We start from the raw sequence: 18852 nt of genomic DNA on the forward strand, positions 1-18852 counted from the left end.
GGGTAAGCCTTTCCTCAGATTTGATTACCTTAGTATGAAAACCTAGTAACATGAATAAAATTACAAAGACGCTTCTGTCGGTATTGACCATTGCCCTGATCTTGGGTTTGGCATTTTATCCGAAAATCAAAAAGACTTTTTTCTCCGCTGAAACAAAAGAAAAAGGAAAAGAAAAAGGTGGCCCAGGTGGCAAGGGAGGCAAAACATCCGTTATAGTAACGGTGGTAAAATCGACACGTTTAGACGATATGATCAGCTCAACGGGTTCAATTTTGCCGAATGAAGAAGTCGAAATTCGTTCTGAAATAGCAGGTCGTATCATTCTATTGAATATCAAAGAGGGAGATGTGGTGGCAAAGGGGACCGTTTTACTTCGCATCAATGACGATGATTTGCAAGCACGTCTGCGCAAGCTAGGTTTTAACAAAAAATTAGCGGAGGATAATGAAGCCCGCCAAAAGGTGCTACTTCAAAAGGAAGCCATCTCTCAACGCGAATATGACATTGCGGTAAATTCAGTGAATACGATTTCAGCAGACATTGAAGACTTAAAAGCCCAGATCCTAAAAACGACGTTGCGCGCCCCATTTGCTGGTAGAATTGGCTTTCGCTATGTGAGTATGGGAAGCTACATTTCTCCTAGTACGCAAATCGCTACCTTAACAAACACAAATCCGGCTAAAATTGAATTCGCTATTCCCGCTAAATACGCTACCGAAGTAAAAAATGGAGGAACGATCGAATTTATGACGGAGAACGAGGAAAAGACGTTTATCGGTCGAGTTTATGCGATTGATCCTAAGATTGATCCACAAACAAGAACCTTGCAAATTCGGGCTCAAGCACCTAATCCGGGCAATCAATTAGTCCCAGGGGCCTTTGCTAAGGTGAATTTGATCTTAAAAACGAAAGGTTCAGCCATCATGATCCCTACAGAGGCTGTGATTCCTGAAGCGAAAGGCAATAAAGTATATGTAGTGAAAAATGGTAAATCGGTGTCGACGAAAGTGACTTTGGGAACGCGAGGCGACAAAACGGTGGAGATTCTAGATGGCCTTTCGATAGGAGACACCTTGATTACGAACGGTATTATTCAGGTAAAACCAGACGGTGACGTAGAAATTAAAGAAGTCGTAAAATAACCCCCCTATGGCATCTTTCTCAGAGATTAGTATAAAAAGACCGGTACTTTCGATTGTGATGTCCATCACGATTATCGTATTTGGCATCATCGGATATACCTATTTAGGGGTTCGTGAATATCCATCCGTTGATCCACCGGTAGTGAACGTGCAAACGTCCTATACAGGAGCAAACGCAGACATTATTGAATCCCAAATCACCGAGCCCTTAGAAGAATCGATTAACGGTATCGCTGGTATTCGTACCCTATCCAGTTCGAGTCGGGATGGCCGTTCAAGTATCACGGTAGAATTTGATCTTTCAGTAAATATAGAAGATGCTGCGAACGACGTGCGTGACCGCGTATCTCGTGCGATGGGTCAATTACCTAAAGACGTGGATCCGCCCATCGTAGCGAAAGCCGATGCGGATGCAAACCCAATTTACAACATTAACGTATTCTCTTCTACGCGTAACTTGCTTTCATTGAATGAATTAGCCACGCGAAATATCAAAGAGAAATTCCAAACGATTCCGGGCGTTAGTTCCGTACAATTGTGGGGAGAGCAGAAATATGCGATGCGTTTGCACATCGATCCGGAACGCTTAGCGTCTTTCCGTTTGACGGCGCCTGATATTGTGAACGCGTTAGCGAAACAAAACATCGAATTACCAAGTGGGAGTATCGAGGGAGCGAACACGGAATTAACCGTGAGAACTCAGGGTCGTATGACTACGGAGGAGGACTTCAATAATTTGATCATCAAGGAAGAGGGTGATCGTTCGGTAAAATTCTCTGATGTAGGGAGGGCAGAACTATCGCCAGAAAACAACAAAACATTCTTCAAGCGGGATTTAAAACCGATGATTTCCATCGCGGTAATTCCGCAACCTGGTTCGAACCAAATTCAAATCGTAGATGCCATCCACAAGAAAGTGGAGCAAATTCGCTTGACTCTGCCAGCAGATGTGGAAATGAAAGAAGGTTTCGATAATACGAAATATGTGCGTAAATCAATCGAAGAAGTGGAAGAAACCATCTTCACTGCGATTTTATTGGTAACCATTATCATCTTCTTGTTCTTGCGTGACTGGAGATCGACGATCATTCCATTGACGGCCATTCCGGTTAGTTTGATTGGGGTGTTCTTCTTTATGTATTTGGCTGGATTCTCCATCAATGTATTGACTTTATTAGGTATCGTACTTTCGATCGGACTTGTAGTGGATGATGCGATTGTGGTTTTAGAGAATATTTACACCAAAATCGAAGAGGGTCTCAGCCCCTGGGAAGCGGCCGTAGAAGGATCTAAAGAGATTTATTTTGCCGTTATTTCAACGACCGTTACATTAGCAGCCGTATTCTTGCCGGTGATTTTCTTACAAGGAATTACAGGACGTTTATTCCGGGAGTTCGGGATCGTAGTTGCTGGATCCGTGATTATTTCTGCTTTCGTTTCGTTGACTTTGACACCTATGTTGAGTTCGCGTTTATTGAAAGGAAGTCATACAAAACCTTGGTTTTACACCGTAACGGAACCATTCTTTGTAGCGTTGACAAAAGGATACGAAGACTCTTTAGCTGCCTTTATCAAAATTCGTTGGATGGCTTGGGTGATTATGTTCTCCTTATTTGGCATTATTTATGCCCTGTTTAAATTCGAAGCTATACCATCTGAATTAGCTCCTTTAGAGGATAGAGGGGGATTGCGTGTCAGTGCAACGGCCCCTGAAGGTGCGACTTTTGAGTATATGTTGAACTATACCGATGAAATGGCTAAGTTCTTGATGACGGATATTCCAGCGCACGAACGCTATGCCGTTTACTCCATTACGTCCCCACCATTTGGAAATGGCGGTTCGAATACGGGAACTATGCGCGTTATTTTAGCAGATCCGGAAGGACGTAGAACGCAGCAACAAATAGCGGATGAGATCCAGCCAAAGATCAAAAAATTCACTGGTGCTAGAGCGACCTTAATCCAAGAACCGACTCTGTCCACGGGACAACGTGGTGGCGGTGGTTTACCCGTGGCATTCGTTATTCAAGCATCAACTTTCGAGAGTTTGAAGAAGAATATTCCGTTATTTATGGCCAAAGTTCGGGAAAGTTCGAAGTTCGAGATGGCAGATGTAAACTTGAAGTTTACGAAACCAGAATTGCGCCTTGAAATCAACCGCGATAAAGCACAAAACCTAGGAGTTTCCATCCAAGATGTGGCGACGACCTTGCAATTAGGCCTTTCAGGCAGACGTTTTGGCTATTTCGTCATGGACGGAAAGCAATACCAAATCATCGGCCAGATCGACCGACCGATGCGGAATGACGTATCAGACTTGAAGTCCCTCTATGTGAAAAATAACCGGGGAGATTTGATCCAATTAGATAACCTGGTGAAGATTACAGAGCAAAGTACACCCCCTCAACTATTCCGTTACAACCGCTATGTTGCGGCTACCGTAACGGCACAAATGGCGAAAGGTGTGACCTTAGGGGAAGCTTTGAACGAAATGGACAAATTAGCGAAAGAGACGTTCGACGTATCATTCTCTACTGCGTATGATGGTCAAAGTAAGGAATTCAAAGAGTCTAGCTCTTCTCTACTTTTCGCTTTCGCTCTAGCCATTTTATTGATCTATTTGATCCTTTCAGCCCAATTCGAAAGCTTCGTAGATCCATTTATCATCTTGTTTACCGTTCCTTTAGCGGTAGCTGGAGCATTATTAACGCTTTGGGATTTCAGTCAAACGTTGAATATCTTCTCTCAAATCGGCATCATCGTTCTTATCGGTCTGGTGACGAAAAACGGTATCTTAATCGTGGAATTTGCAAACCAACGTAAAGAAGCTGGATCAGAGAAAGTAAAAGCCGTACAAGAAGCAGCTGTTGCTCGTTTCCGTCCCATCATTATGACTTCGCTTTGTACAATTTTAGGTATTTTACCAATCGCCTTAGCGTTAGGTTCTGGATCACAAAGTAGGGTTTCGATGGGTATAGCCGTTGTAGGTGGCATGTTATTCTCTACGACCTTAACATTATACATCATTCCTGCGATTTACAGCTATTTATCGAGTAACCGAAAACCAGTTAATGCCGAATAAAGAAATTTGGATGCAGCGCGCTTTCGACCTAGCCTTGTTAGGTTCAGGGCGCGTTGCCCCTAATCCTTTGGTCGGCTGTGTGATTGTCAAAGATGACCGCATCATTGGCGAAGGATATCACCAACAGTATGGAGGTCCGCATGCAGAAGTAAATGCAGTTGCGAATGCAACCACCTCTGTGAAAGGCGCAACGGCCTATGTGACCTTAGAGCCTTGCTCCCATTTTGGCAAAACCCCTCCTTGTGCTGATTTACTGATTCAATCTGGTATAACCACTATCTATATAGCAAACCTAGATCCTAATCCGCTCGTAGCAGGAAAAGGAGTAGAAAAACTAGAATCCGCGGGAATCACTTGTCACATCGGATTAGGCGCTAAAACAGGCGAATGGATTAACCGACACTTCTTCACTTTTCACCGCATGAAAAGGCCTTACATTACATTTAAATATGCCGTTAGCGCAGATGGATTCATCGCTGGCCTAAGGGGTGTGCCGGTTCAGTTGTCTACTGAATTATCGGCCATACGTGTACATCAAATGCGCGCTGAACACCAAGGAATTTTAGTGGGTGTCCAAACCATTATTAACGACAATCCAACGCTAACGACTCGATTAGTACCGGGTACAAATCCTGTACGCATTGTGCTAGATCCATCCGATAGAATTCCGGTGAAATCAAACGTTTTAACAGATGGCGGAGAGACAATCATTTTGCGTTCATCAGCGGAAGTAGCTGCCCTACCTCTTCAATCGATCCTAGTAGAAGGCGGTGCGAAAACGATGGAAATGTTGTTTGCCCACGGGCTTGTGGATGAAGTTTGGAAAATCAGAAGCCCCAAAACGCTTAATGAAGGAATCCCTGAACCTAAACTGCCGTTGAAATGGCGAGCTATTGACTACCTAGGTGACGATACTTGGTTTAAAGGAATCCTAAAACCTGCCCCAGCAAGTACATATTCAGACCCAAAATAATCGAGGTTATCACCCAAACAATTCCTTGCAATAGCGATGAATTCGCAAATTTCCCCATCTTCTGTTTATCCCCAGTAAATAATACCAGCGGAATCACCGCGAAACTTAACTGCATCGAAAGTACCACTTGAGAGAAGACCAACAGCTCCCCAATTTTCGATTCACCGTAGATCCAAGTGATGAAGAAAGCCGGAATAATGGCAATCAAGCGAGTAATCAACCGTCTCAACCAAGGGGCGATCCGTAGATCAAGGAATCCCTCCATCACGATTTGGCCGGCAAGCGTACCGGTCAACGTTGCATTTTGTCCAGATGCTAACAAGGCCACGGCAAATAAGATACTCGCTAATTTACTACCTAATACGGGGTCTAATAACTGATATGCATCACGTATATCCGCCACATGCTGCAAGTTGTTCCCGTGAAAGGCTGCCGCCGCTAAAATCAGAATACCGGCATTAATAAAAAAGGCTAAACCCAAAGATATGGTCGAATCCCAGGTGGCATATTTAATCGCTTTTTCTTTGTCTTCATCCGTATCTTTGATGGCACGGGTTTGAACAATACTCGAATGCAGATATAAATTATGTGGCATCACCGTTGCCCCTAAAATTCCGATAGCTACGTACAATTGGCTAGGGTTCATTACCACTGAAGTTTGCGGAACTAATCCACCTAGGATTCCAGCAATGGAAGGTTGTGAGATGAATAACTCGTAGGCAAAACAGCAAACGATGATAATCAAAAGGGACAAAACGATGGATTCGATGACTTTGAACCCTTTGTTTTGGAAATATAATATCAAGAAAACATCTAAAATCGTAATGACGATACCCGCTAAAATCGGGATACCAAACAACAATTGAAGTGCCAATGCTGAGCCTATCACCTCCGCTAAATCGCACGCAGCAATCGCTATCTCACAAACCAACCACAGAAAAATAGCGACTGGCTTCGAAAATGCATCTCCACAAGCCTGTGCTAAATCGCGTCCTGAAGCTACCCCCAATTTTAAAGCCAAATGCTGCAAAATGATAGCAAATATGCTCGAGACAAGAATGACAGACAATAGAGTGTAGCCGAAAGAGGCGCCTCCTGCTAAATCGGTTGCCCAATTACCTGGATCCATATAGCCCACAGCGACCAAAAAGCCTGGTCCCATAAAGGCGCGCAAGTTTTTCCAAAATCCGTTCCCAGAGGGTACAGGAATCGTCCCAAACACTTCGGAAAGGGATTTCATTTTCGGATTGGAACGCCAAGGACTCGACATAAGGTAAAATTTTACACAATTTAAAAATATTTTTTAGATTAACCTAAAAAATAAATTTACTACCTTTACCTTATGGCCATTTCATTCACAGAAGAAAACTACTTAAAGGTAATCCACCGACTCTCAGAGGCGACTTCGGAGGACATTTCTACGAACGCGGTAGCGGAATTGATGCAGACAAAAGCGGCATCGGTGACCGACATGTTGCGGAAACTAGCCGAAAAAGGCTGGGTGAATTACCAAAAATACCAAGGCGTTCGCTTAAGTGCAGAGGGCGAGAAAATTGCGTTGTCGATTGTGCGTAAGCACCGACTTTGGGAGGTATTCTTAGTGGACAAAATGGACTTTAATTGGGACGAGGTGCACGAAATCGCGGAACAACTGGAGCATATAGAATCGGATCAATTAATCAATAAATTAGATGAATACCTGGGATTCCCTAAAACTGATCCACACGGCGATCCTATTCCAAACAAAGAGGGTGTTCTACCAGAATTAGCCTATTCTCATCTATCTGATATTAAGGAAAGCAAAACGTGTAAATTGATGGGGGTGGCACAGGATTCGGCGGTCTTCTTACAACTGCTAACGAAGTTGAATTTGAGTTTAGGCGCAAAACTAGACATCCAGGAGATCAACGAATTCGATCGATCCATCTTCGTTTCCATCAACGAAGCTGCGCCCATCTTCATCAGTCATGAAGTGGCAAAAAACATTTTGGTAAAAATCTTAGCTTAGTAAATCCAGTACTTCATCCTCGCTTAGAGCGCGTAGGATACTCTCATCAGAAGTCACTAGCTCTGAAGCTAAATCCTTTTTGCGTTGCTGCAACGCGAGGATCTTCTCTTCCACCGTTTCTTTCGAAATGAACTTATAGGTGAATACGGTTTTCTTTTGGCCGATCCGGTGCGCACGGTCGATAGCCTGAGCCTCCGCAGCTGGATTCCACCAAGGATCTAACAAGAATACATAATCTGCCGCGGTCAAGTTTAGACCTACCCCACCCGCTTTTAGGGAGATAAGGAAAACAGATTGCCCGTCCTCTTTTTGGAAACTTTCTACTTGACCCTTACGATCCACCGTACTTCCATCTAAATAGGCATACGGAATTTCGCGTTCCTCTAAGGCGGTTTTTATCAAGTTCAAATGCTGAACAAATTGACTAAAAATTAATACTTTGTGATGCTGCTCTAAAACGGTCTCTAATTTTTCTAACACAGCCTCCATCTTACCTGAATCGCCTGCATATCCCTCTTCACATAGCGATGGATGGTTCGCTAACTGACGTAATTTCGTCAAACCTTGTAACACTGAGAAGCGCGATTTCTGTAAACCCTCGTCCTTAATCTGTTTCAACAACACATCCCGGTAGAATGATTTAGTCTTATCATACAAGCGCTCTTGTTCCTCGGTCATCGAGCAATAGGTCACTGATTCCATTTTTTCTGGTAAATCAGCAGCTACTTGACGCTTCTCACGACGCAACAGATAGGGCTTAATTAGGAAATAAAGGCGCTTTTTCTTCTCCATATCCGCTTTCTTCTCGATAGGCAATTGGAAATGGTCTTTGAAATAGCGCTGCGTTCCTAATAGTCCACTGTTTACGAAATTCATTTGGGACCAAAGGTCCATCGTCGAATTCTCGAGCGGAGTCCCTGTCATCACGAGACGGAATTTCGCATTTAATTTCTGAACGGCTTTGGTAATATTCGCTAACGGATTCTTTATCGCCTGCGACTCATCTAAAATCACATAGGAAAATGCTTGCTTTTCGAACCATTCGATGTCCGAACGCACCATCCCGAAGGAACACAGAATCAAATCAACTTTCCCAATTTGCGCCTGCAACTTCTCTCTTTGAGGTCCGCTATAGACTAATACACGTAACTGCGGCGTAAATTTCTTCGCCTCCATTTCCCAGTTATATAACAAGGATGTAGGCATCACGAGCAAGGTAGGCAAGGTCTCGCCTTGCTCTTTCAAGCTCTGCAATAAACAAAGTGTTTGTACGGTCTTACCTAGACCCATATCATCCGCCAAACAAGCCCCTAAACCAGCAGCCTGACGTGTGCGCATCCAACGGTAGCCCTCTAATTGGTAAGGACGCAACGTTCCTTTGAAGTTCTTAGGCACCGGGTATTCCTTTGCCTCAAGGGCTAAATCGTTTACTGTTTTAGCTCTCAGTGCGGTTTTTACCAAATCTTGGTTCTCCCATTCCTGCACGAGCTGGTAATGCTGGCGACGTAAGAACACGCCCTCCTCGCCGGGACGCGTCTCAGAGAAGTAGAAAAGATCTTGATAATCGTGGAACCAGTTGTCTGGGATCATCGCGATGGAACCATCCGGCAAATGGAATTCTTTCTTCTTTTGTAAAATCAATTGGCGAATTTTCAAGAAAGGAATTTGAAATTCCCCAAACGAAATAACCGCCTGAATATCGAACCAGTCTAGTTTTTCACCTATACGAATCTTAATTTCTGGCTTTCCTAAGAAATAGCGTGGAGCTTGTCCGTCGCCCTTAAACTGTACCACAAAGCCTGCTTGATCTAGCGCTTCTTTATTCGCAGTTAACCATTGAACCGCATCACCACGTTGTAGAAAGGCACGACCATCCTGCTCCATCTTTAACCCTAAGGTTTTTAGCTGTTGGAATGCCCGTTTCTCTTTGACGTGGGAACGCATGATTTTTTGGAACGCATAGCTGTCCCCTTTTTTCTCAAAAAGGACATTTGCCTCGGACGATAATCCATCCCAGGGGAAACGGTTATTGCCATATTGAAATGATAACACGAAGTTCCAGCGATCCGCAGCCTCTAGTGCTGCTTTCTTTTTCAAGGTCTCTTCGTCCTCTATTTTAGGGGCCGTAGGGCCGTAGGAAAGCAAGAATTGAACTGGTTTTTCCGTATTCGTAATCTCGAATCCTTTTGCATGAACAGGATATCGTGCCACCATCGCCTTCACGAATTTGCGGAAGTAATCCTCCTCCATATTCTTCGGGATCGCGACAAACTTCTTGTTCAAGAATGGGCGCAATTTCTTGCCCTCCAGTTCAGGATTGAAGTGATATAACTTTTGGTTCATCAGCATCCAAGCCGGCTCATCACATAATACGACTGCGTCTTTGTACTGGAACTCTAGTTTATTGCCTAGGTATTTTAAGGTAGGAAAATAATGTGTGTTCTCGTCGTTTCGCATAAAGTGGAATAAGACATCCACCGCCTCCGCCTCGATTTGGACTGCCTGACGCATCGGATTTCCATCATTACCCATGATAAAAAGCGTCTTATCGGGACAAATTAAGCCAAAAACTTGGCCTCTCTTCTTCTCAATGACAGACATCACTGCCTCTTGAATCTCTTTCTCCCCTTTCTCCGCGTCCCACGTCTTTAAATAGAATTCCTCCATCGTCTTGCGCTTAGAGGTATTGAATTTTTCATACACCGCTACCGGCTTCATACTTTCAATTAACCCAACGGCCGTGCGATCACGATCATCTAAGACATGTTCAAATTCATGGAAATTACGGGAAGTAAGCGTTTGATACTCCCAAGTCAATTGACCTTTCTCATTTAACTGTACCACAAAGACGTCGAATAAATATCCGAGGCATTCATGAGACAACAAAGAATAAACAACCTGGAAAGGTTTGTTAGGGGAGATTTTCATTTTAATACGACCCGATTTCTCGGATTATAAGAGTCAAACCTTTAAAATTAAGGTTTTTTTCTCAATTGCAAGCAAGCCCAGTTGTTTTTTGATGCTTGCGCGACAAAATTAAGTTGCTGCTTTTCAGCGGATTCCAATAAAAGAGGAATGTCTTCTGTGTAAAAACCGCTTAAAAAAAGTAGTCCGCCGGGCTTAATGCGGGCACTATAATCAGCCATTTCGGCTAACAAGATATTGCGATTGATATTCGCTAAAAGCACATCATATTCCGTTTCATCTTCATCTGCGATGGTGCCTAGTCCAAAAGGAATTTCAGCGCAGTCATTCAATCCCGCATTTTCCACCGAGTTCTCCACCGACCATTCATCTATATCGAATCCTCGCACAAATCCAGCACCCCGTTTCTTGGCTACGAATGCCAAAAGTCCCGTACCTGTTCCGGCATCCAATACACTTTTACCTGTTAAATCGACATCAAATAAAGCCTTAGTCATCAGCGAAGTAGTTTCATGATGTCCAGTGCCAAATGACATTTTGGGATTAATCACCACCTCCAGCTGAAATCCTGGCTCAGACGGATGAAAACTCGCCCTAATTAACACGAGGTCTTCGATGCGAATGGGATCATAATTACTCTCCCACACTTCATTCCAGTTTTGCTTTTCAATACGATTCGTCTCGTAGGTTTCAAGACCGTAACGGGACATGATTTCAGTCAAAGCCTCTTCAGAAAAGTCTATTTCTGGGCAATAGGCGACAACACCTGTCTCAGAATCTTCAAAAATATCAAATTGAATCTCGCCTAGCTCAGCGACTAAAATTTCAGACAGCTCAGGACTGGCTGTAATTTTCACTTGAATCGTAGACATAGAAATTAATTAGATGGAGGCGTATTTTTCTTACCGAAAACAGAAATACCAATATAGCGCTTCGGTTGCAATCTAAAATCAAGCAATAGCTTATCTAGATCCAAAAGCGTTTTATTTAGGCCTAAGTAAAGGCTATCGTTTTTAATCAACTTACCTGCCGTTCCTTCGCCTCGCTCTAAACCTTGCACAATCTTTTTCAACGAAAGTACCGTCGCATCCACCTCTTTCAAGGTCTTGCCTATTTTTAATGCATTTAAGGAATCTGCCACCGTATTGAATTTGGTTAACAAGGGTCGCAATTGCTTCTCTGTCTCCACTAAATCCGCTGATAATACTTTCATATTAGCAGAGATTTGTGCCACATTTGTTCGGTTATCAGCTACGATTCCGTTAACAGAACCATTGATATTTGACACCGTTTCATTGGAGGTTTTTAACAACGTATTTAAATACGTACCTGTATGATCAAATTTGTCCGAGATTTGACGGAAAGATACTAGTAGAGAATCCGCATTTGCGATGACAGGAATAGCACGCTCTTTCAACAAGGCCGTTACCCCTACTTCCGTTTCGCCCTTTAAGAACGAATCCTCGGCTAAATTCCCTTTACCCTCTAAACGCAACCGAATAATTTTTCCGCCTAATAAGGCCCCATCCGAGAGAACAGCCACCGTTTTATCAGGAATGACTATGTCTTGGCTTAATCGCAGCGTAACTAGGATTTTATTCGCCTTAGTTGGTTGAATTTCGACTTTCTTCACTTTCCCCACCTCGATACCATTAACCATCACCTGGTTAGATACCATTAAACCATCCACATTTTCGTATTCCACATAATAAACTCGTGCGGACGAAAACACATCGTTTCCTTTCAGAAAATTAAACCCGAAATAGAGGATTAAGAAGGCTAACAATGCCAAAAACCCTACTTTCAATTCATTGCTTTTGAACATCGTATTTATTTTTCGATTTCGTCTTTGTATGATTTAAATGCGGTAGCGATTGCTGTCGCGACTTCTGACTGTCCATTTTCTGAAGCTAAATAGTTCTCTTCATCCGGGTTCGTTAAAAAGCCCGTTTCTACGAGAACACTGGGCATCGCCGTACGCCAGATCACTAAAAATCCCGCCTGCTTCACCCCAAAACTCTTACGTTTATAGGTTTTGGTAAACTGCTCTTCCACTTTAGAAGCAAATTTGACCGAACTGGCCATAAAGGCACTTTGGTAATTCGCCATCATAATATGCGCGAGCGGCGAGTTCGGATCAAAACCATCATAGGTCTTTTGGTAATCTTTCTCTTGCAAGATAACGGAGTTCTCGCGCTTCGCTACGTTCAAATTACCATCCGTTTTATGTAAACCCATGGTGTAGGTTTCTGTACCATAAGCGTTTTTGTTCAATGCGGCATTGCAATGAACAGATATAAACAAATCCGCTTTGTTGCGATTCGCTATAGCTGCCCGCTCATTTAATTCAATGAACGTATCCGTATCGCGGGTATAAATGATTTTCAGGTCAGGATGGGCTGCTTTTAACTTTCTACCCAACTCTAAAATAATTTTTAATGTCACAATACCCTCATGAGAACCTTTAGGGCCCATACAACCCGGATCTTTGCCGCCATGTCCGGCATCTAGGCAAACGACTTTAATGCGATTCTTCCCATCCGTTTTCTGAAAGCCACTCGGCGACCAAGCTGTTAGCAAGAATCCCAAGGCAAAAATTAAACTGATAGATTTTATCTGATTAAACATTATTTTGTAAATGTTACACGTTGATAACAAGCAAAAATGTAATTTTGTAGGCTTGTATTTATTAAGTACAAATATAATTTTTAAATTCCATTTGGTAAAGAAATCCACATATTACCTTTTTATTACCCTGCTTGTCCTTTTCGCTTCTATATTAGAGGCCAAAGCGCAACGCGTAATCTCGACGGATACTTTACAAAAATCTATCCCTAAGGACTCCGCAGCAGATTTACAGACGACTGTTTTCTATTCAGCGGTGGATTCTACGATTCTCGATGCAGATGCACAAGTGGTGAATTTGTATGGGGGCGCCAAAGTCAAATATGGGGAAATCTCCCTCGAAGCCAACTATATCCGCTTGGACTGGGCAAAAAACGAGGTCTACGCCATCGGAACTAAGGATACGCTCACCCAAAAGATGATCGGTTTGCCCGTATTTTTGCAAGGCAACGACAAATACGATTCGGACGAAATACGCTATAATTTTAAGACCAAACGAGCCATCATCAAAGGCATTGTGACGCAACAAGGCGAGGGCTTTGTCCAAGGTAAAAATGTCAAAAAAGACGAAGAGGAGAACCTTTACATCCGAAACGCGATCTATACCACTTGTAATTTAACCCATCCGCACTTTCACATTAAGGCAAACAAAATAAAAGTGGTAGGTAAAAAAGAGATCATCTCTGGGCCTTTTCACTTTGAGTTAAATGACATTCCATTACCCATCGGCTTGCCATTTGGCTTCTTCCCCTATTCACAGCCAAAGGAGGCCGGGAAATCCGGCATTATTATGCCCACTTATGGCGAGGAACCGAATGGACGAGGTTTCTATTTACGAGAGGGAGGCTATTATTGGGCAGCTAGCGAAAACATCGGCATTCGTTTTACTGGCCAAATCTATTCCAAAGGTGGCTGGGGTCTAGGCGCGAATTCTCAATACAATAAGCGCTATCGCTTTGCTGGAAGTTTCAATTTGGCTTTCAATCGCAATAGCAACGGGGATGAATTTGATCCTACGAAACGAACAGATTTTGCCCTACAATGGTCTCATACCCCGCGTAGCTCAGGGAATTCTAGCTTCTCCGCCTCTGTGAATATCGCCTCGAATTCCTACAATCAATACAATACATTCAATACGCAACAATACCTCTCGAATACGATTGGGTCATCCGTTCAGTATTCGCGCAATTTTGGTCAAACGGTCCGCACAAGTATTAACCTACGGATAAACCAAAATACGAGTACCCGGGTATTTGATGCCGGAACTGATTTTAACTTTGGCCTCAACCAAATCCAACCATTCAAAAAGAAAAACTCCCTAGGCGATCGCTTCATTGATCAATTCCGCATCGGCTTAGACTTTTCTGGAGGTATTTCGATGACGAATCAAGTGGGTGACCCTTATACACGTTATGAATTTGATGTCTATCCTCGATCGTCCAATTCCTTGCGAGGAACGATACAGAAACCATTTATACCGACGGGAGCAGATGATGTGCCGGCTGGGGTAATCCCGGTGGATGCGAGCACCTTGCCTATTTTATGGGAGAAAGCGCAGACAAAGTTCAACTACAGCATTCCGCTAGCTTTACCGAATTTAAAGCTAACGAAACACATTAACCTAACGCCAGGTGTTTCTTGGTCCGGGAACATGTACACGCGTTCCTATAAATACACGTATGTAGCAGCAGATTCAACGGTCCGAATAGATACAGTAGGCGGCTTGCCTAAATTCAATTCTCAGATCGCTTTTTCTGCTAGTATGAATACGCGCTTGTTTGGAACATTACGCTTCAAAAAAGGGCGTTTAGAAGCTATTCGCCACACCTTGGTTCCATCGGTTAGTTTAAGTTATACGCCGGATTATTCGGATCCAAGTTTTGGCTATTACCAAGATGTACGCATCAATAACCGTAAATTCATCAATACAGAAGGCAAAGAGCAGATTGGTGACATTCGCCGCATTAGCACATTTGATCCTCGCACAATGAGTTATGGGGGCGCATCCGGAGCTATTTCTTTTGGGTTCCAAAATACACTCGAAGCCAAGTTGAAGACTAAATCAGATACTGCTAGCGTATTGACAGAAAAGGTGCGCATCTTGGACAACTTCGGTTTGAACGGTAGCTACAATTTACTCGCAAAAGAATATGCGCTCTCGAATATCGGATTTAATTTGGCATCGCGAGTGAAAGATTTTGACATCAATATGGGAGGTAGTTTTGATCCGTATCTGTATGTGGAGGATCCCTTGTTTTTTGACATTGGACGTAGAACGCCAGACTATATGTTTAGCCAAGGCGCTGGTTTAGCCCGCTTACAAGGATTTAACTTTTCGATTGGTCGTCGTTTCTCCGCCGGAAAGCCCAAACCAAAAGAGAACAAGAATGCTAGCGAAGCACAAATGAATCAAATTAACCGAAACCTAGACGACTATGTCGACTGGAATGTGCCTTGGAATTTCTCTTTCTCCTACCAATACAGTATGAACAAGACGGGTTTAGCCTCGCCTCAAAACATCAGTGGTCTAAGCTTCCAAGGGGATTTAAGTCTATCTGAAAAATGGAAGTTCTCGGTAACGTCTGGCTTTGACTTTAAGTACAAAGGATTGACTTACACGAATATGTCCGTGCACCGCGACCTGCATTGCTGGGAAATGAACTTTAACTGGACGCCTATCGCGAGCCCATTCTATGGCCGCGCGAGTAATTATTCCTTTGATCTACGCGTAAAATCTACGCTTTTGCAAGACTTGAAATTATCTCGCAGACGGAGTTTCTACGACAAAGGAGGATTCTAGTTCAGTTTAGACTTGAACGCCTTTAAGAACTTATCCATCTTCGGTTTGATGACGATTTGGCAATAAGGCTCCGACCCATTCTCATTGAAATAGTTCTGGTGGTAATCTTCTGCGACGTAAAATTCTGATGCCGGCGTGATTTCTGTTACAATCGGATTAGGAAAAACGTGTTGTGCATTCAACTTTTGCTTCCAAGCCTCCGCTTCCTTTTGCTGCTCAGGTGTATGGAAAAACACCGCGCTACGGTATTGTGTACCCGTATCAGCTCCCTGTCTATTTAAGGTAGTGGGATCATGTGTTTGCCAAAATATCTCCAATAAGGTCGCCACATCCACTTCCTTCGGGTCATAAGCCAGCTGACATACCTCCGCGTGCCCCGTTAGTCCCGAACAAACCTCGCGATACGTCGGATTTTTTATCTTTCCGCCCATATAGCCAGAGGTCACGGTTTTCACGCCTTTCACGCGTTGAAATACCGCCTCTACACACCAGAAGCATCCCGCCCCAAACGTTATTTTATCTAATTTCTGATCCATCTTAGTTGTTTGATTTTTTTGACCTACTCCGCCTTTTTCGCCCGCACTTCCGCACGAAAAATGAAATGCACTTGTGATGATACTCAACACAATTACCGTAATTTTCGAGATCTTTTTCATCTTATTGTTTTTTAGCACTAATTTCGCTTCCCAAATTACCTAATTTTCGTTCAAACTTGAAACAAACCTGGAAAGCCGCCTTTAGTGACCGCACTTTCGCGCTTAAGTTCATTGGAGCCTTAGCTGTGTTCCTCATTTTCCCCTTTAAAGCGGATGATTATTTCCAATGGATTCAATTGCGTGAGGGCATCCAATGGAACGATCCACTACTTAACGCCATTCCGGCCCTAAATGTTTCCTATCCCATTTTTGGGATTATTTATTTGTCCGTCATTTACTTGCTATATCGACTACTACAAGATCCCAAAAGGTTCCTCTGGTTCGCCTGGGCATTCAATATAGAGACCGGGTTTCGATTTTTAACCATCTATTTCGTAGCCTTAAACCCGCCAGCAGGCTTAGTTGATTTACACGATCCATTAGCGGAAATTTTTATCTACGGGGAAAATATGGCCATCACGAAAGACCTATTCTTTTCAGGCCACACTGCCACAATGGTTTTTGTATGCTTCTTTTTGCCCAGCGTAAGAGAAAGAAGAATTGCCCTGGGCCTGAGTCTAGTCCTCGTGACCCTTTTGCTAATTCAGCACGTTCACTATAGCTTAGACATCCTAGCCGCTCCGCTCTTCACGTTAGCGGCCATCTGGATAGTAAAGAAAGCAGAGATTATTTAGTCGACTTTTTGTCTAGCGTCTCAAACACGGAATTGTTTGATTTGTATTCCGGAATGATCTCCTTGATTTTTGCGACAATAGAATTGTTATTTCCACTAGACAATAAGTGATTCAAATCATTCGTCGCTACCTCCATGTAGGCATACGATGGCGTATTAACCTCTGCGATTAAAATCTTCGGATGGTGCGTAGGAAGCGTATTTTCGTCATTATTCAATAACTCTTCATACAACTTCTCGCCTGGACGCAATCCGGTGTAACGAATCTCAATATCCTTGTCCACGCGCAAACCACTTAGGGTAATCATCTTCTTGGCTAAGTCAATAATCTTGACAGACTCACCCATATCAAAAACAAAGACTTCGCCGCCTTGCCCCATTGTCGCTGCCTCTAATACGAGTTCACATGCTTCTGGGATTGTCATGAAATAACGGGTAATTTCAGGGTGTGTCACTGTTACTGGACCACCCCGTTCAATTTGCTTCTTGAACAACGGAATAACAGAACCATTTGACCCTAATACGTTCCCAAAACGAGTCGCGATAAACTTCGTCTTCACCCCCTCTAATTGGTTCATTGACTGGGTATACATCTCAGCTAAACGCTTCGTCGCACCCATCACATTGGTTGGATTCACCGCTTTATCGGTAGAAACCATGACAAATTTCTCGACCCCTACTTCTGAAGCCAATTCCGCCAAAATTCGCGTGCCGATCACATTGGTTTTAATCGCTTCATAGGGGTTATTTTCCATCAACGGAACGTGCTTGTAGGCCGCCGCATGGAAGATAATATCCGGCCGGTGATTCTTGAAAATCTTACTCACCCTGCGCGTATCAGATACGTCCGCTACATTAACAATCAACTGAACATTAGTCGGAACCTTGCCTGCTAACTCATATTCTAAATCATACAAGGCTGATTCTGCCTGATCGACTAAGACAAGTTTAGACGGAAAATAAGCGATCAACTGGCGTACTATTTCGCTTCCAATCGATCCCGCAGCTCCTGTCACTAAAATGACTTTCCCAGATATCTCCTCCCCAATGCGCTTATTATTCATCTGAATCACTTCTCGACCCAATAAATCTTCAATCTTCACATTGTGAATCTGATTCATCGCAAACTCCCCCTCTACCCATTTATCCACTGGAGGCAACGCTTTCACCACCACACCTCTATCTAAAAAGATATCTGAAATTTTACGTTTGGATTTAGCGGACATATTATTAATGGCCATAATCACCTCTAAACCATCATTCGAGCCCACGAATTTGTCCAATACCTCAGGCAAACTGAATACTTTAATCCCCTCAATCGTCTTACCAATTTTTGATTCATTATCATCAATAAAACCTAAGATTTTATAGTTCGTGGAACGGTCTGTTTGGAATACATTCTTCGTCAACATTCCCGTATACCCTGCCCCATAAATGAGTACACCAATGGTTGGTTTAAACTGGTTGACAAAGGATTCATAGAAGCTCTTCACAAAAAAGCGAAGAATGACCATCCAGAATAGACAAATAAAGAAATCTATAATTAAGATGGAAGCAGAAAGATTAAATACGTGCTCAAAACCAAGGGTATTTCTTATTACGGCTGAGACGAGCACCGCCCCAAAAGACCCCGTAAATACCGCTTTTAAGATTAAAATAGCATCCTCAATACTCGTATGTCGAATAATACCCGCATATGACTGAAAATAGAGAAAAGCCAATAGGCGTAAGCCTAGTATAAAGATGAGTTGTGAGGCAAAAATAGAAAAATCAATTTCCAACACTTGGAAATTCATTCTTAATAACGTGGCAATCGAAAAAGAGAAGAGTACAATGAGCGAATCAAAGACTAATACGAGCCATCTAGATAGAAAGCGATTTGAATATTTCCGAATGAAGAATGATTTCGTCATAATGGGATTCTTCTAAAACACGGGTTAATAGGTAAAATTTTATCGGACAATTTCC

Annotated in this window: 13 protein-coding genes; 6 read left to right on the forward strand and 7 right to left on the reverse strand. The window is 43.0% G+C overall.

Going from position 1 to position 18852, the window contains the following annotated elements; translation table 11 throughout:
• The first annotated feature begins 50 nt into the window (after nt 1-50).
• From SKC37_RS05885 to ribD, 3 genes are read left to right on the forward strand one after another with little or no spacing between them, the layout of a single operon-like run.
• Entirely contained in the window at nt 51-1142 is a 1092-nt protein-coding gene (locus tag SKC37_RS05885; protein WP_377980600.1) for an efflux RND transporter periplasmic adaptor subunit, read from the forward strand.
• A 7-nt stretch (nt 1143-1149) separates the two neighbouring features.
• Nucleotides 1150-4224, forward strand: coding sequence for an efflux RND transporter permease subunit (locus tag SKC37_RS05890; protein WP_377980601.1), 3075 nt, complete (start codon nt 1150-1152; stop codon nt 4222-4224).
• The gene (gene ribD / locus SKC37_RS05895) at nt 4214-5197 is read left to right on the forward strand and encodes a bifunctional diaminohydroxyphosphoribosylaminopyrimidine deaminase/5-amino-6-(5-phosphoribosylamino)uracil reductase RibD (protein ID WP_377980602.1); all 984 of its coding nucleotides are present in this window, start codon (nt 4214-4216) and stop codon (nt 5195-5197) included. Before SKC37_RS05890 ends, ribD begins: the two co-directional genes overlap by 11 nt.
• Here the strand turns inward: ribD and SKC37_RS05900 are convergent.
• Nucleotides 5145-6467 (reverse strand): Nramp family divalent metal transporter, encoded by a 1323-nt coding sequence (locus SKC37_RS05900; RefSeq protein ID WP_377980603.1) that lies wholly within the window; start codon nt 6465-6467, stop codon nt 5145-5147. The genes ribD and SKC37_RS05900 overlap by 53 nt on opposite strands.
• A 72-nt stretch (nt 6468-6539) precedes the next feature.
• Here SKC37_RS05900 and SKC37_RS05905 point away from each other — a divergent pair, with 72 nt between their 5' ends.
• Nucleotides 6540-7205 (forward strand): metal-dependent transcriptional regulator, encoded by a 666-nt coding sequence (locus tag SKC37_RS05905; protein ID WP_377980604.1) that lies wholly within the window; start codon nt 6540-6542, stop codon nt 7203-7205.
• Here the strand turns inward: SKC37_RS05905 and SKC37_RS05910 are convergent.
• Genes SKC37_RS05910 through SKC37_RS05925 form a run of 4 tightly spaced genes read right to left on the reverse strand, consistent with a single transcriptional unit; the run spans nt 7197 to nt 12758 of the window.
• Entirely contained in the window at nt 7197-10133 is a 2937-nt protein-coding gene (locus tag SKC37_RS05910) for a DEAD/DEAH box helicase (RefSeq protein WP_377980605.1), read from the reverse strand. The genes SKC37_RS05905 and SKC37_RS05910 overlap by 9 nt on opposite strands.
• A gap of 47 nt (nt 10134-10180) precedes the next feature.
• Nucleotides 10181-11002 (reverse strand): 50S ribosomal protein L11 methyltransferase, encoded by an 822-nt coding sequence (gene prmA / locus SKC37_RS05915; protein ID WP_377980606.1) that lies wholly within the window; start codon nt 11000-11002, stop codon nt 10181-10183.
• Nucleotides 11003-11007: 5 nt separating this feature from the next.
• On the reverse strand, nt 11008-11955 hold the full coding sequence (locus SKC37_RS05920) for an MlaD family protein (protein WP_377980607.1): 948 nt from the start codon (nt 11953-11955) through the stop codon (nt 11008-11010).
• Nucleotides 11956-11960: 5 nt separating this feature from the next.
• Nucleotides 11961-12758, reverse strand: a complete 798-nt coding sequence (locus SKC37_RS05925) for an N-acetylmuramoyl-L-alanine amidase family protein (protein ID WP_377980608.1) — start codon at nt 12756-12758, stop codon at nt 11961-11963.
• A 91-nt stretch (nt 12759-12849) separates the two neighbouring features.
• Here SKC37_RS05925 and SKC37_RS05930 point away from each other — a divergent pair, with 91 nt between their 5' ends.
• The gene (locus SKC37_RS05930; protein ID WP_377980609.1) at nt 12850-15555 is read left to right on the forward strand and encodes a putative LPS assembly protein LptD; all 2706 of its coding nucleotides are present in this window, start codon (nt 12850-12852) and stop codon (nt 15553-15555) included.
• Here SKC37_RS05930 and msrA read toward each other — a convergent pair.
• A complete protein-coding gene (msrA, locus tag SKC37_RS05935; protein ID WP_377980610.1) occupies nt 15552-16211 on the reverse strand; it encodes a peptide-methionine (S)-S-oxide reductase MsrA in 660 nt (219 codons plus the stop codon). The two genes, SKC37_RS05930 and msrA, sit on opposite strands and share 4 nt — an antisense overlap.
• 56 nt (nt 16212-16267) lie before the next feature.
• On the opposite strand from msrA, the gene SKC37_RS05940 reads away from it, so the two are divergent.
• The gene (locus SKC37_RS05940) at nt 16268-16885 is read left to right on the forward strand and encodes a phosphatase PAP2-related protein (RefSeq protein ID WP_377980611.1); all 618 of its coding nucleotides are present in this window, start codon (nt 16268-16270) and stop codon (nt 16883-16885) included.
• Here SKC37_RS05940 and SKC37_RS05945 read toward each other — a convergent pair.
• Nucleotides 16878-18797: a polysaccharide biosynthesis protein gene (locus tag SKC37_RS05945; RefSeq protein ID WP_377980612.1), complete on the reverse strand. Its 1920-nt coding sequence runs from the start codon at nt 18795-18797 to the stop codon at nt 16878-16880. The genes SKC37_RS05940 and SKC37_RS05945 overlap by 8 nt on opposite strands.
• Nucleotides 18798-18852: the final 55 nt, after the last annotated feature.

It is taken from the genome of Aquirufa esocilacus (assembly GCF_042715595.1).
In the GTDB taxonomy this organism is placed as follows: domain Bacteria; phylum Bacteroidota; class Bacteroidia; order Cytophagales; family Spirosomataceae; genus Aquirufa; species Aquirufa esocilacus.

Excerpts from the sequence above, each read along its gene's own strand:
- SKC37_RS05885 (WP_377980600.1), top strand. The coding sequence starts at position 51 with ATGAATAAAATTACAAAGACGCTTCTGTCGGTATTGACCATTGCCCTG.
- SKC37_RS05890 (WP_377980601.1), top strand. The coding sequence starts at position 1,150 with ATGGCATCTTTCTCAGAGATTAGTATAAAAAGACCGGTACTTTCGATT.
- ribD (WP_377980602.1), top strand. The coding sequence starts at position 4,214 with ATGCCGAATAAAGAAATTTGGATGCAGCGCGCTTTCGACCTAGCCTTG.
- SKC37_RS05900 (WP_377980603.1), bottom strand. The coding sequence starts at position 6,467 with ATGTCGAGTCCTTGGCGTTCCAATCCGAAAATGAAATCCCTTTCCGAA.
- SKC37_RS05905 (WP_377980604.1), top strand. The coding sequence starts at position 6,540 with ATGGCCATTTCATTCACAGAAGAAAACTACTTAAAGGTAATCCACCGA.
- SKC37_RS05910 (WP_377980605.1), bottom strand. The coding sequence starts at position 10,133 with ATGAAAATCTCCCCTAACAAACCTTTCCAGGTTGTTTATTCTTTGTTG.
- prmA (WP_377980606.1), bottom strand. The coding sequence starts at position 11,002 with ATGTCTACGATTCAAGTGAAAATTACAGCCAGTCCTGAGCTGTCTGAA.
- SKC37_RS05920 (WP_377980607.1), bottom strand. The coding sequence starts at position 11,955 with ATGTTCAAAAGCAATGAATTGAAAGTAGGGTTTTTGGCATTGTTAGCC.
- SKC37_RS05925 (WP_377980608.1), bottom strand. The coding sequence starts at position 12,758 with ATGTTTAATCAGATAAAATCTATCAGTTTAATTTTTGCCTTGGGATTC.
- msrA (WP_377980610.1), bottom strand. The coding sequence starts at position 16,211 with ATGAAAAAGATCTCGAAAATTACGGTAATTGTGTTGAGTATCATCACA.
- SKC37_RS05945 (WP_377980612.1), bottom strand. The coding sequence starts at position 18,797 with ATGACGAAATCATTCTTCATTCGGAAATATTCAAATCGCTTTCTATCT.